The 13,873-nt window shown below is 48.8% G+C and carries 15 protein-coding genes; 4 read left to right on the plus strand and 11 right to left on the minus strand.

The annotated features are described in order from the left end of the window. Positions 1-178: 178 nt before the first annotated feature. Positions 179-688: a DUF421 domain-containing protein gene (locus tag ABU165_RS16125; RefSeq protein ID WP_353762672.1), complete on the plus strand. Its 510-nt coding sequence runs from the start codon at positions 179-181 to the stop codon at positions 686-688. A gap of 39 nt (positions 689-727) precedes the next feature. On the opposite strand, the gene ggt is transcribed toward ABU165_RS16125, so the two are convergent. Both ggt and ABU165_RS16135 read right to left on the minus strand, forming a co-directional pair. Continuing rightward, positions 728-2,416 (minus strand): gamma-glutamyltransferase, encoded by a 1,689-nt coding sequence (gene ggt, locus ABU165_RS16130; protein ID WP_318060458.1) that lies wholly within the window; start codon positions 2,414-2,416, stop codon positions 728-730. Positions 2,417-2,585: 169 nt separating this feature from the next. After that, positions 2,586-3,449, minus strand: coding sequence for a hypothetical protein (locus ABU165_RS16135; RefSeq protein WP_318060459.1), 864 nt, complete (start codon positions 3,447-3,449; stop codon positions 2,586-2,588). A 156-nt stretch (positions 3,450-3,605) separates the two neighbouring features. On the opposite strand from ABU165_RS16135, the gene yfkAB reads away from it, so the two are divergent. Next, positions 3,606-4,721, plus strand: coding sequence for a radical SAM/CxCxxxxC motif protein YfkAB (yfkAB, locus tag ABU165_RS16140; RefSeq protein WP_318060460.1), 1,116 nt, complete (start codon positions 3,606-3,608; stop codon positions 4,719-4,721). A gap of 67 nt (positions 4,722-4,788) precedes the next feature. Then, on the plus strand, positions 4,789-5,109 hold the full coding sequence (locus ABU165_RS16145; RefSeq protein ID WP_318060461.1) for a hypothetical protein: 321 nt from the start codon (positions 4,789-4,791) through the stop codon (positions 5,107-5,109). A gap of 44 nt (positions 5,110-5,153) precedes the next feature. On the opposite strand, the gene ABU165_RS16150 is transcribed toward ABU165_RS16145, so the two are convergent. The 3 genes from ABU165_RS16150 to ABU165_RS16160 form a co-directional block, all read right to left on the minus strand. Then, the gene (locus tag ABU165_RS16150; protein ID WP_148950492.1) at positions 5,154-5,513 is read right to left on the minus strand and encodes a hypothetical protein; all 360 of its coding nucleotides are present in this window, start codon (positions 5,511-5,513) and stop codon (positions 5,154-5,156) included. Between the two features lie 67 nt (positions 5,514-5,580). Beyond that, positions 5,581-6,387, minus strand: coding sequence for a 2-phosphosulfolactate phosphatase (locus ABU165_RS16155; protein ID WP_318060462.1), 807 nt, complete (start codon positions 6,385-6,387; stop codon positions 5,581-5,583). 169 nt (positions 6,388-6,556) lie between these two features. After that, positions 6,557-7,570, minus strand: coding sequence for an NAD(P)-dependent alcohol dehydrogenase (locus ABU165_RS16160; protein WP_318060463.1), 1,014 nt, complete (start codon positions 7,568-7,570; stop codon positions 6,557-6,559). A gap of 175 nt (positions 7,571-7,745) precedes the next feature. On the opposite strand from ABU165_RS16160, the gene ABU165_RS16165 reads away from it, so the two are divergent. Then, positions 7,746-8,201 (plus strand): AraC family transcriptional regulator, encoded by a 456-nt coding sequence (locus ABU165_RS16165; RefSeq protein WP_318060464.1) that lies wholly within the window; start codon positions 7,746-7,748, stop codon positions 8,199-8,201. Positions 8,202-8,243: 42 nt separating this feature from the next. On the opposite strand, the gene ABU165_RS16170 is transcribed toward ABU165_RS16165, so the two are convergent. The 6 genes from ABU165_RS16170 to cax all read right to left on the minus strand — a co-directional run bounded on the left by ABU165_RS16170 (position 8,244) and on the right by cax (position 13,794). Further along, the gene (locus ABU165_RS16170) at positions 8,244-8,786 is read right to left on the minus strand and encodes an HAD-IIIA family hydrolase (RefSeq protein ID WP_318060465.1); all 543 of its coding nucleotides are present in this window, start codon (positions 8,784-8,786) and stop codon (positions 8,244-8,246) included. After that, complete coding sequence (locus ABU165_RS16175) at positions 8,783-9,268, minus strand: GNAT family N-acetyltransferase (protein WP_311225024.1); 486 nt, start codon at positions 9,266-9,268, stop codon at positions 8,783-8,785. Before ABU165_RS16175 ends, ABU165_RS16170 begins: the two co-directional genes overlap by 4 nt. Before the next feature lie 485 nt (positions 9,269-9,753). Then, positions 9,754-10,731 (minus strand): ring-cleaving dioxygenase, encoded by a 978-nt coding sequence (locus ABU165_RS16180; protein WP_318060466.1) that lies wholly within the window; start codon positions 10,729-10,731, stop codon positions 9,754-9,756. A 162-nt stretch (positions 10,732-10,893) separates the two neighbouring features. Beyond that, a complete protein-coding gene (locus ABU165_RS16185) occupies positions 10,894-11,715 on the minus strand; it encodes a YfkD famly protein (protein ID WP_318060467.1) in 822 nt (273 codons plus the stop codon). Between the two features lie 64 nt (positions 11,716-11,779). Then, positions 11,780-12,391, minus strand: coding sequence for a YczE/YyaS/YitT family protein (locus ABU165_RS16190; RefSeq protein ID WP_009792115.1), 612 nt, complete (start codon positions 12,389-12,391; stop codon positions 11,780-11,782). 332 nt (positions 12,392-12,723) lie between these two features. Next, entirely contained in the window at positions 12,724-13,794 is a 1,071-nt protein-coding gene (cax, locus tag ABU165_RS16195) for a calcium/proton exchanger (protein ID WP_022543387.1), read from the minus strand. Between the last annotated feature and the right edge of the window lie 79 nt (positions 13,795-13,873).

Here is a 13,873-nt window from a genome sequence, read left to right on the forward strand (position 1 = left end):
GCAATCTCTCCTTTCATACCGGTGCCTGTCGCAGGCACCCGAAATGCTCTTTTTACTTTACCGGAAATATCGATTTTTCGCAAATGCTGACGAATTTTAGTATAACCCAAACCTCCTGGATGTTTCAGCGGCAATCTGGGAGGAAAAAGGCTAAGTAAAGACTGCTGGGAGGTATATGATGTTTTTTAACAGCTGGGATAATGTATACAGAACGGTGATCGTCGGGATATGCAGCTATCTTCTGCTCATTCTTGTGCTCCGTATTTCAGGAAAACGGACCCTGTCGAAGATGAATGCCTTCGACCTGATTGTGACGGTCGCACTCGGTTCGACGCTCGCCACAATCCTTTTGAATAAAAAAGTGGCATTGGTCGAAGGATTCACCGCTTTTTGCGTCCTCATCGGGCTTCAATACCTGGTGGCCTGGACTTCTGTCCATAGCAAGACCGTAAGCAAGCTGATCAAATCGAATCCGACGCTTTTATACTATAAAGGCAGCTATCTTCGCGATGAAATGAAGAAAGAGCGTGTTCTGGAAGTGGAGATCCTCCAGGCCGCAAGGAGCCAGGGCCTCTCCTCGCTTGAACAAGCAGAAGCGGTTGTGCTCGAGTCCGACGGATCTTTTTCGGTCATTAAGAAGTCGGATAAGGAAGGATCATCCACCTTGCAGAATATCGATAAAAAATAACAGAGAACAGGCTGCCGGGAAAGGCAGCCTGTTTCTTTATCATTCCAGCCCGACCGCTTTTCCCTCGCGGCTCGAATCGGCCGCACCGTAAAGCTTGCCTGCTTTCTTATCAATCTTAATGGCCTGGACATTGCCGATCCGGCTCGGCTTGTCCCCGAATTCATAGCCGCGGGACTCCATTTCACCCTTCGCTTCCATACTGATTCCCGGCTCCCATTCAACGAGCGGGCCGGTGGCTGCGAAAATGCGCGGCTCTTCAACAGCATCCTTCAGATCCATCCCAAAGTCGATCACATTGACGATCGTCTGGAAGACAGATGCGATGATTGTCGGTCCGCCCGGTGATCCGAGGGTAAGGACCGGTTCACCGTCCTTGAAAAGAATCGTAGGACTTTTACAGCTGACTGGACGCTTTTCAGGTTCTACCTCGTTGATGCCGCCAGGATTGGCATCAAAGTCAGTCAGTTCATTATTCAGCATAAAGCCATGGTCCGGTACGAAGATCCCTGAACCGAATGGATGCTCAACGGTTGAAGTGACAGCGGCAATATTGCCCCACTGGTCGCGGACGGTAAAGTGCGTCGTTTCGCTCTTTTCCAGATCATCCGGCTGGCGGATTACCTTTTTCGGCTCGCCGTCTTCATATTTCCACGGATTGCCGAAATCAACGGCGTCGTTTCTTCTTTCGAAATTGATCAGCTTCTGGCGCTCTTTTATATAGTCATCATGAAGAAGGCCCTTGATCGGCATATCCTCGAACTCCGGATCCGTGTTGAAGGCGATTTTATCGGAAAACGCAATCCTCATGGCTTCTGTGAACAGATAATACTTTTCCCATGATTTCGGACCATATTGCTTGAGGTCAAATTTTTCAAGAAGCTTGAGAATCTGGATCACTGTCAGTCCGCCGGCGCTTGGAGGCGCTGAAGAAGCGATCTTATAGCCGCGGTATTCGCCCCAAATCGGCTCATCAACTGTTACCCGGTAGTTTTTCAGATCATCCAGTGTCATAAAGCCGTCGAGATCATCCAATGCCCCAATGATAGCTTCGGCAATTTCTCCTTCATAAAAAGCCTCGACACCTTTTTCCTGCAGGGTCCTGAATGTGTTGGCCAGCTTCTTTTTCACCAGAATGTCGCCTTCCTTCAGGGCTTTCCCTTCAGGCATAAAGAAATCCTTCGCATGCTGGCCGAGGCGGTAGTGGAAATTCTCGAGCGCTTCAGCAAGCACCCAGTTGACTTCAATTCCTTCTTCCGCAATATCGATTGCCGGCTGGATGAGGTCTGCCAGCTTCATGGTACCGTGCGCTTTGAGGGCTTCATCCATCGCCTTCAGAATGCCGGGAACCCCGACTGCTGTGGCATGTGTGCTCCGCTCACGGAACGGGATGACCTCGTCATTTTCATCGAGGAACATTTTCGGATGTGCCGCTTTAGGCGCTCTTGTATGGCCGTCGTAGATTTTGGTATCCTTCTTCTCATTATCATAGACCATCATGAAGCCGCTGCCGCCGATCCCTGTCATCATCGGCTCAACCACGTTGAGGGCAAATTGAATGGCGATGACCGCGTCAACCGCGTTTCCGCCTTGTTTTAGTATCTTCTCGCCAATGTCAGCTGCCACATGATGCGGCGCCGCCACCATTGCTTTCGTTCCTTCTGCACTCTCCCTTTCGTGTGAAGTTTTTTCATCCTCCGCTGTCATGTTCTTGCCTTTGCGAAACATCATCTATATTCCTCCAGTACAATTGGCTTTACTCTTGTATCAATCAATACCCCTTCTCTTCAAAAGAGAAACGAAGAGCGGCAGTTAAGAAGTTTCCAGCGCGGCCAGATAATGTAATTCACGCACAAAAAGGCGGCATCTGATTGATGCCGCCCCTGGATGATATGATCTATTAAAGGTTTTTGCTGTTCTTTTGAGTAGATGGAGTTGCAGTTGCTGTGCTCTTGCTGGAATCACTTGAGAACGCAGTTGTTCCATTTGAGCCAGTTGAGCTTGAAGTGTTTGACTTGCTGCTGTTTGAAGTTGAAGATGAGCTGTCAGAGCTGTTTGACGAGCTTGTGCTGTCAGATGAGCCTGAACCGCCCACCGGGCTTTCAACCAGTTCAGAGCCGGCATCTTTTACCTTGCTGCCGATATCCATCAGATCGTCCTTTGCGTCCATGAGACCGCTCTTCGCGTCTTGGAAGTTAGACTTCGCATCACCTGACATGCCCTTAAACTCATTTACTTTTCCGAATACGTCATTGTTAACGCGCTCGTACAGTTTCTGGGCATCGCTGATCGCTTCTTTCAAAGTCGAAGATGCAGACTTGAATTGGCTGATCATATTATCCTTGGCTTCACCAGGGTTTTCCTTTACTTCATTGAACATTTTCATAGAAGAATCCTTCAGGTCAGTCGCAGTGCCCATCACTTTGTTGCGTGTTGAAGTATCGAGCAGGGCAAGGGCTCCGCCGACAATCCCGCCAAGCACAATCCCTTTCAGGAGCTTGCTGTTGTCATTCGTTGAACCATAGTGGTTGCTTGAATTTGAGCCTGAGCTGAAGCTTGAACTTGAGCTTGTACCTGTACTAAAGTTTGAGCCTGTACCTGAATTGGTGCTCGAAGTGTCAGGGGTCACGCTTGTTGACATGCCTGTGTTTGAGCTTGTACCTGTTCTTGATTCCGCGCTTGTTCCAGTTCCTGGTACAGATACACCCGCGCTCGTTCCAGTATTTTCAGAATTCGTATTCGTACTGCCAAATTGCTGTGCCATCTTGCATTCCTCCTCTTGATTTATGCTATCATTACTAGGTTATTTCCCATTTTGAGAGATTCATAAACTATGATTTTTCAGAGGGACGCAAAAAATCATTGACATAGTCTTCACGGCATAGTAATGATTAAGGACATTTTTAGAAGGAGATACCGCATGATTATTGAAAAAACAAGCATTACACCGAGCCACGATCCATGGGAAGCTTATATGGATATGGAACAATATAACAAGCTGACCTTAACCAATATTGAATTTACGACCACAGTTCTCTGCAATATGAGATGCGAGCATTGCGCGGTCGGCTACACACTTCAGCCCAAGGACCCAAATGCCCTGCCGCTCCCATTGCTGCTGAAGCGCCTTGAGGAAATCCCTGCCCTCCGCTCAATCAGCATCACAGGCGGAGAACCGATGCTTTCAAAAAAATCGGTGGAGAATTATGTGCTGCCACTTCTCAAATATGCATCCGAGCGCGGCGTCCGCACCCAGATGAACAGCAATCTGACACTTGATATGGAAAGATATGAAAAAATCGCTCCTTACCTCGATGTGCTGCATATTTCCCATAACTGGGGAACAGAAGAGGACTTTATCGAAGGCGGATTTGCGATGATGGAGCGGAAGCCGACAAGAGAGCAGCGCGTCAGGCTGTTCCACCGGATGGTTGAAAACAGCCGCGCCCTGGTGGATGCAGGTGTGATGGTGTCTGCGGAAACGATGCTCAACAAGCGTACCCTCCCCTATCTGGAAAGCATACATAAACAGATAACTGAGGAAATGAAATGCCAGAGGCATGAGATTCACCCTATGTACCCATCAGATTTTGCTTCATCACTGGAAACTTTGAATCTTGATGAAATCAGGAAGGCAATCCACCACCTCCTTGATGTGAGGGACGAAAACACCTGGATGCTGTTCGGCACCCTGCCGTTTTATCCGTGCAGCACGAGCGACGAGGACCTGGATCTCCTGAAGCGCTTGTACAGCAGCAAAAATGTCACCGTCCGCAATGACCCGGACGGCCGCTCCCGGCTCAACGTCAATATCTTCACAGGCGATGTCATCGTAACCGACTTCGGCGACACCCCTGCGCTTGGCAATATCCAGACGGATGCCCTGCCTGACATCTTCAACAGCTGGCAGGAAACAAAGCTCGCAGCTGAACTCAACTGCCACTGTCCGGCCGTCAAATGCCTTGGCCCGAATGTATTGGTTAAGAACAGTTATTATCAGGATATTGATTTTCAGAAGAACAGTTCGCGGATATAAACGGTTTTGTGAAACTTTACCAGGCGGCCGAACGTATGAATAGTAAGACAAACTTGGGAGGCCGCTTGTGGTTGATCATATAGTTGAAGCATATCTGCTTATTGTCTTCATGATCCCTGTCTATGCCTTACTGCTGTGGACTTATTTTAACGCTGAGGAAAGTATGCTTTGGGGGAAGCGATGGATGTATAGTTATAGTGAAGAACCTGAAGTTTCCGAAGCTGCAATCCGCTATACTAAATTTGCTTCAGTATTTATGATGATTGCACTGCCCGTTTTTATATTGCTCATGACACTGGATATCGGCCCTTTCCGATTGGGTGTGGTGATTCTTCCGGTTGTGTTTGTCATTGGGGCATTACGGATTTATACAGATGAGAAGGATTGAAAAAAGCTCAGAGCGCTGTGTTCTGGGCTTTTTTTGTGGAGATATCAATCTTTCGTTTCCGTAAACTCAACCTTACAGCTGCCTCTAGTATCAGCACCTATCAGGTTAATGCCATGAAGGCGGTTTGAAACCTCTGCTGTAAAAGTTTTCTTCCCGCTCTCATGGAATGTCTCTTTCCATATAATCTTTCTTCCGTCATTCCATTCAATCGTCAGTTCTCCCCCCTCAACCACTGCCTCACAGGAGATCGTAAGCTCGGCTCCCTTTTTGAAAGTGAAATTATAAAAATCTGAACCGGTAAAGGTTTTGTAGAACACACTTACACCATTGCCTGACTTGTTGTAGGTGTAGCCCCATTTCTTTGTTGTTTCGAGTTTGATGTATTTCTTAAGCCATTTTAGCACCTGATTTCCAGCCTTTCTTTTTTGCAGCAGCTGCTGCAGCTCTTTGGGGGTATTTTAACCGAAGCAGTCATAGTGGTCTAAAATTCCAGCTGCCTGTTCCATTTTGCTTTATATACCCCGTTTGCGGCAAGGAAACAAAATGATCTCCTCTTAAAACAGGGACAGTATCCATGGCATCCAGTCTGCTGCAATGGACCACATCCTGTTCAAACCCGCGCGCCCGCAGCTCCCTGCCGCTGCCGCATTCCCATAAGTATTCTGCCAGCTTAGGCTGTGCAGCTTGAAAAGCTCCTTTACATACCGCTGCCTCTGGTGATTTTTCTCCGTCCAAGTAAGAGAGGATGGCACCGGCCCCCAAATAATCCTCTACTGCTGGCCTGAGAGCATCTTCATGCTCCCCGGAATCAGCCCATTTTTCTCCACACGGAATGATCGTGATTCCGGCGCCAAGCTGCTTTTGCAGTATATTAGCCGCAGCAGCAGCGGCTGATGCATTAAGCAGAGACCCTGCAAGGACGGCCGTTGCCTTAGCACCGATCCAGGTGCAATAGGCGCCATTCTGGGAAATCAGCACGTATTTCTTCCCGGCATGCTCTTCACTGAAAGAAACAGGAGACAATGTCGGCTTCCCCAGCTTCGCCGCCTCCGCCCTCCCAAAGATATAGTCAGCACCCACTCTCTCCGCATATTTCCGCCCATCCTGATCCGGAGGAAACGGAAAAACCTCGGCACCAACAGCCGCTGCCGAAACTACAGTCGATGAAAATGAAAGAACATCGATTATAATGACAATATCGCCCCGGGCAGCAGCCTCACGCGCGCCCCGCTTTCCCCATTCCACCCGGCACTGATAAGGAGATTGATCAAACAGCATAACGTCACCCTCTATTTATTTTTATAGGCACCTATATGCTTTATTTTAATGAAGAGAGAAATAATATATAGACTTATAATTGGAAAAATTTTATAATGATGATTGAGTTCTGCGTGAAAAACCCCTTTCTTTTTTAGAGAGGGGTTTCTTGTTTCCAGCATACTCTTCCTTAATCAAAGCTAGCCGCATCAGGCCCTGCCCTCTCTTCGTCCCGGCTCACTACCACCGCCACATTCCCCTTCTTATGCCCGCCATCAACATACCGATGGGCATCAACTATTTCATCCAACCTATAGCTTCGGTCAATTTTCACCTTAAGCTTTCCCGCCGCCGCCATTTCTCCTAAATAGTCTAAGGCTTCAGGTGTTTCCGGCGCATTGCGGCTCAGCAGTATTTTCGTGCCGCCCTTCCATTTAGCCCACAGCATTTGCGTGCTGGGGAGCGGCTCTGTGACATTTATATAGGTGCCGCTCTTTTTCAGCCACTTCATGCAATCTTTAAAGGAACTTTTGTTCACTGCTTCGAATATCAGATCATAGGCACCGTCCGCCACTGGGAGGTTCCCTGAACGATAATCCAGGACCCTGCCGGCCCCAAGAGATTTTACCCATTCAAGATTTTGACCGCTGCAGACACCATCAACCTCTGCCCCCAAGTGTCTGGCAATCTGTACGGCATAGCTGCCGACACTGCCGGAAGCCCCGTACACCAATACCTTCTGGCCCTTCCGGACATTGGCTCTCTGCAGGAAATACAAAGCTGTCCGCGCGCCGATCGGAATGGCGGCGGCTTCTTCAAACGTGATGCTGGCAGGTTTGATTGATACAGGCCCGTCCTCCCGGAGGCAAATATATTCAGCATAAGCGCCGAAATCCTCCAGTGAAGCGGCAAAAACCATATCTCCTGCCTTGAATTTCTTTACTTTCCTCCCGACTGCCTCCACTTCCCCGGCAAGCTCCGCTCCCAACATCGCTTTCTTCGGATGCCGGAGTCCAAGGGCTATGCGCGCGGGCAGCACCACTGAGCGGGGCACTGTAAAGCTCCGCGCCCGGATATCCGCTGCGGTGACCGTTGTGGCCATGATCTTGATCAGTATCTCATGTTCTTTTGGGACCGGCTTTTCCATTTCTTTCAGCTGAAGGACTTCTGGAGGACCGTACTTTTTATATACAATTGCCTTCATATCTCCACCTCGTATTCATTAGTCCATAATATATACGGAGTTTCCCGCAGATATAGTCCTTCCGCCCGGGGCTTTATCCCACTATCAATGATCTATTTTTTAAAAAATAGCTGTGAATATTTTTTTATATCATGCTAGCATCAAAGACAGTACAGGAAAGAGAGGAGAATGTAAGATGGACTTCAAAACTGAAATGGTGCCTGAATATCGAATCGCCTATGTACGCCAGACCGGCCCTTATGGACCTGCCAACCAGCATGTGATGGAGGAATTGAAAAAGTGGGCAAATGAAAAGAGCCTGCTGGACGAATCCGCCATCATACTCGGTATTTCCCATGATCATCCGCAGACAACACCAGCTGAATGCTGCCGGTATGATGCCTGCATTGTCATACCAGAAGATTTTCGGATGGACGCATCACTTGAAGAAGGTGAATTTCCTGGCGGAGAATACGCTGTATTCCAGGTCCAGCATACAGAAGAAGAGATTCAGACACTCTGGGCAGAAATCCTTCCAGCCCTCCATAACCTCGGATTCCAGCTCGATAACAGGCCGGCTTTTGAAAGGTATACCGGTGCCATGCTATTGAATCATCAGTGCGAGGTATGCCTTCCAGTCAAAGAATTGTAGCTTGAGCACGAAAGGACGGGAATATCTCCCGTCCCGGTTCTTCTATGTAGGAATAGCAGCCCCCTGCTGTAGATACAGCCACTCAACCGCAGCCCGCAGATCTTCAGCAATATACTCAATTTCAATTTCTTTCAGTTTGTCACTATGCTCGTTCAGTGCGGCCATACCGGCTCCCGTTTTCACAAGGATCTTCATGCTTTTTGTCTTGGATGCCGCCGCCATATCGCTCCATCTGTCGCCGATGACCACGCAATTCTCCAGATTCACATGATGTTTCTCAGCCGCGCTGAGAAGCATGCCTGCCGCTGGCTTCCGGCAGCTGCAGCCGTCATGATGGGCATGGGGGCAGATATAAACATCATCAAAGCCGAAATCCTGCAGCTCGTCAAAAAAGTCCTCAACAGCCGCTTCCCCCCTGGCAATCCCCGGCTGGTTCGTGAAGGAAAATACTTTGATCCCGCTGCCCTTCAATTTCTCAATCAGCTCGCGGGAATAAGGAAATAATTCAAACTTTCCTGGATAATGCACGGTATCATCCCCGCCGATTGTTCCATCCCGGTCGAGGAATACTGCTTCTATCTTCACTTTTCAGCCCCTGCCTTCTCATACCGCGAATGGCTGTCTGTCACGCCTTTCAGCACAAACCCGAGCCCCTGATAATAAGCATTCAGCTTCTCATTGTCACCCACACAATCGAGTCTCAGCGGTGTGCCGCTGTACTTCCTGCAGATCCAATCGACTGCTTTTTTTCCAAGTCCATTCCCCATGCTATCAGGATGAACTGCAAGCCTGTGAAGATAAATAGCTCCGTCTGCTTCTCCGTCCCAAATATGCCGGTCCCAGCCTGATGGCCCCTCATAGAGGGTGAAGGTCGCCTTCACCTTGCCTTTATCGCACAGCACATAGGTTTCACGGTCGAGGATCGCCTGCTTGATTTCTCCATCCTCGCCGCCGCTGAGCAGAAAGCTCCATTGACTAAAATGTTGATCATGCAGCCATTGTGCCGCCCCTTTCAAAACCAAGAACACTTCCTCAGTATCTGCCGTTCCCGCTAATCTGATTTCCATTTTCACCAGCTCCTTTGATTTGCTTACTTACTTCGCTAGGCACCTTCCCTTTTCCTTTTTCAGGAAAGTGTTTTTTCGACAGAAAAAGTTGGGAAAAAATTTGTGATCGTGTGCCTGACAACACAGCGGTTTCTTCACTGCCCAGCTATAAAAGAGCGGATTTTCCAGGACCTGAATGAGGGGAATCCTTGTCAGGCTGAAAAATAAGCGGAGGAATTCCCCCTAATTTGAAAAAACTCTCAAAAGTGGCTCAAATAGAGGGAGAAATTCCGGCTATCAACTCAAAAAACAGGAAAATGGGCAGTTTGGCTCCTCTTAACCGGAAATTTTCCGCTTATTTACACCGAACCGGGCCATGTTCTGCAGCGTAACGGGAAAATCTCCGCTTATTTTATGGCTTGCCGGCCATTCAAATGAAGATGCGATACCAGAAAAATATTTACGAAAAGAGAAAAGAGCCTCCCCGCCAAGGAAGGCCCCACTTATCATTCTTTTGTAAAATCAATCGTGCTCCTGACCGTGTCGATTGGACGGACAAGCTTTTCGATCTGCTCGCGCTTGTTTTCAAGGAATGGCGGCAATGACAGCTTTTCACCCAGTGTTTCATATGGCTCGTCGCCCATGAAGCCTGGTCCGTCTGTGGCAAATTCGAACAGAATCTGCGGTGCCACCCGTGCATAAAGAGACTGGAAGAAAAAGCGGTCCACAAAGCCGGACGTCTGGAAGCCGAATTGCGGCAGGCGCTCGGTCCATTCATCCAGTACAGCCCGGTCCTCGACGCGGAATGCGGCGTGGTGGACGGTGCCGAAGCCCTGCATGGCCTGCGGCAGAACAGCATTATGCTCGACCACGACCTGGGCGCCGTTTCCGCCTTCTCCGACCTCAAACAGATGGAAGGCGCCTTCCTGTCCGATTTCCTTGAAAAGCAGGACTTTTTCCATCATCTCTTTGAAATAATCGAAGTTTGCGATGCGGACAAAAATCGGCCCGAGGCCGGTGATTGCATGCTCCAATGGAATCGGCCCCTTCTGCCAAGGCGTGCCGGAAGCGACACCGGTATTATTTTCATCAGAAATCAATTGATATTGCTGGTCATCAAAGTCTGTGAATGACAAAGTCTTTTTCCCAAATTGCTCTTTGATTCCTGTGTGCTTCACATCAAGGCGGTCAAAGCGCTCTACCCAGTAATTCAGTGCCGCGTCATTCGGCACCCGGAAGGATGTTTTGGAGATTTCGTTTGTGCCGTGCCTTCCTTTAGGAATCCCGGGAAAATCAAAGAATGTCATATCTGTTCCCGGGCTGCCTTTGTCATCGGCAAAAAACAGATGGTAGGTCTGGATATCATCCTGGTTGACGGTTTTCTTGACCAGGCGCATCCCAAGGACAAAAGTGAAAAACTCATAATTCTTTTCCGCGCTGCTTGTGATCGCAGTGACATGGTGTATGCCTTTTAAATGGTTCATGATGTTGGACCTCCGTAATTAAGACTTTTTTTATCTATACCCGCTAAAGGGTTCAATTTATCTCGAATTCAAGATAATTTAATTATAAAACACTGCCCGCTCTGTATGCAAGGAATGTCTCTTCCTATAGAAAAAGCACCGGCTGCAAGAGCCGGCGCAAGATTAACGCGGTCGTTCTGATGCCATGAACCCGAAGGAGATATGGTCCTGGACAGGAATCCAGGCGCCGATTCCCTGGGAGGTGACATTCTTGATGACGAGGAATCTTTTGCTTCCCTTCAGCATCAGGTATACCTCACCGTAAGTGACTTTTCCCTTCTCATTGACGGCAGGTGCATATCCGTATAAATAGCCGAGCCGTTTTGGCGGGATATTGTAGACCTGATCCTTTTTCGTCCCGGCCCCGATCACGGTTTCGAAAGCGAGCGGCAGCTTCGATTTTTCCATCGCCTTCAGGAGCATCATATTCTGGACATCCTGGGCCTTCGGAATTTTGGCTGTCAGTGCGCCCCTCACGACCTTCTGGGCTTCCTGGACATAGTGGATCTGATAAGGCGCTTTGCCGCCTCTGTTATCAAAATAATTCGTGTTGATTTTCTGGTATTCCCAGTTTGGCGCCGTTTCTGTGCTTTCGTAATTGAGCGGCCACTGCCCAAGATAGACGATGGCCCTGTAGCCGAATGCAAACGGCGTGCTATTGACAGAAGACTCATTCAGCATCCTGATCAGGTCCGGGTTTTCAATCTTGACCTTGGATGTATCAAGCAGCGACTGTGTCAGCTCGCTCGGCTGCAGTGTCGGCTGATCCTGCACCGGATTGGGATACGTATTTTCCTTTGTGATATTCAGGACTGAACTGGGAATCGGAATGCTCAGCTGCTGCTTTTGCTCGGTCTTGACCTGCTTTTTCTCTGCTCCGGCATCGGGCAAAAAAGAAAGCATGGCAAGAAGAGTTATAATTAGAACAGATACATACTTTCTCATGATGTGGAACTCCTTTCAAATCCTTGTATCTGCTTTAGTTTTTTCGGAGTTCCCCTGATTTATCCTAAGTGCCGGAAAATCTTTTTAGCAGCTGCTGGCAGTAAGGAAAGAATAATTGGATGAACGGCCCGATCAGGACTGCGATAACGATGGTCCCTGCACCTACTGGCCCATGGAAAACGATGGCCAAAAGCAGCGCTCCAGCTTCCCCGATCGTTTTCGCCATCATCAGACTCACCCCGAACCGCTCTTTGATGGCCATCATAAAATGGTCGATCGGATTGAGGGGAAACTCTGCCTGCAGGTAAAGAGCTGCACCCAATCCGATGAGTGCCAGGCCCATGATCAGCGCGGCGATTTGAAAATAGATAGTCAGTATGTACACACCGGAAAAGACCCGCAATATCCAAAAGTCGACCATAAAGCCGATCAGGCATACGGTCAATAGCGCCAGATAATCCGGCTTGGCTTTTAAAAGCCAGGCATTGACCATCATCAGGATGATGCCGATGATGATGACCCAGCTCCCGATCGTGAGCCCGGCGGTCCTGGCAAGACCTGCATTCAGCGCATCCCAGGGGCCCGCCCCGAGATTAGATAGGATGGCAATGCAGATGCCCAATGTCAGAATGACCAGGCCCGCCACATAAAAAATAACCCTCACTAGCAGTTTCATATTCACTCCCCCAACTGTTACACAATTGTAAAAATCTGAATATTTACATTTTTATAAAAATAACCTATACTTACCTTAACAACAGCAAAGGAGGGCTGAAGGAATCGCTTCTATCACAGCAAAAGGAGGCTAAACACTCATTATTATCCATTTGTTCATGAAGAGCTTGTCCAACAAGACATGAAAGCGGGTGATAGATGCAGGTAGAGTCAAGCGATGATTTCTGTCTTTTACAACATATTCGTCCAAAAGGATACTTATGATAGAAAAAGCACCGCCAATAGAAAGCACAAAAAAGGCTCTGCACAATGCAGAGCCTTCTCTTGCTGCCTTTATAACAGATAAAAACCGATGCCCACAATAATATAGGCTGCGAGGAGCGTCGCCCCTTCAAACCAGTTCGTTTCCCCGTCATTGGAGATGACGACCATGAGAAGCACGGCGGTGACCATCGTGATCAGCTCCGGCAATGTAAAGACGAGCGGCATCGATGTTGGGAAAAACAGTGACGCAATCACCAGCACCGGTGCGACGAACATCGCTACCTGCAGGGTTGAGCCGATGGCAATTTCAACGGCAATGTCCATCTTGTTCTTGAACGCCATGATGATGGCGGAAGCATGCTCGGCCGCATTTCCGACAATCGCCACGATGACAACCCCGATGAAGAGCTCTGACCAGCCAAATGTCTCGCCGACCGCTTCAAAGGTGTGGACAAGGTTTTCCGATACATAGGCAACCGCTACAGTCGCAATGGCCAGTATCGCGATCGCCTTGCCTTTGCTCCATTCCGGCTCTTCTTCATGATGAGCTTGAGCTGCTGCCCCTTCTTCACCGGCCGGCTGGTAGACCCCTCGGTGAGTGACAAGCTTGAACAAAAGCGCAGCCAGGTATAAAGCAATCAGAATAACAGAAATCCCGATGCTGAACGTCATCCGCTCTCCTTCTCCCATTGTCATGGAAAATACTTCGGGAATGACGAACGCCACAACTACAGCAAACATCAGCAGGCCTGAATTATGCCTGGCATCATACACATTGAATTTCTGGCGCTTATATTTGACCCCGCCGATAAAAAAACTGAGTCCCGCGACCAGCAGCAGATTCCCAAGCACTGACCCCGTGAGTGACGCCAGGACGACCTCAACAAGCCCTTCTCTCAGCGCAAAAATCGAAATGATCAGCTCGACCGCATTCCCGAAGGTTGCGTTCAATAGTCCACCGATCCTTGGCCCGGCCACAATTGCCAGGCTTTCTGTCGCCCTGCCCATATAGCTTGCAAGGGCAATGATGGTTAAGCAATAGATAATAAAAAGTGCAACACTCGGCCAGCCCAGAAGCGTCCCGATGACAGATAATGGCACGCCTGCAAAGGTGAGCACCATAAAAATTTTATTGACCATTCTTTCCGATCCCCACCTTTCTATTTTTTGAAGCCGCGTAAAAAAACTCCTTATGTACAGGTTTTCCTGACCGGGGATA

Source organism: Cytobacillus sp. T106 (assembly GCF_040492155.1).
GTDB classification, from domain to species: domain Bacteria; phylum Bacillota; class Bacilli; order Bacillales; family Cytobacillaceae; genus Bacillus_AB; species Bacillus_AB infantis.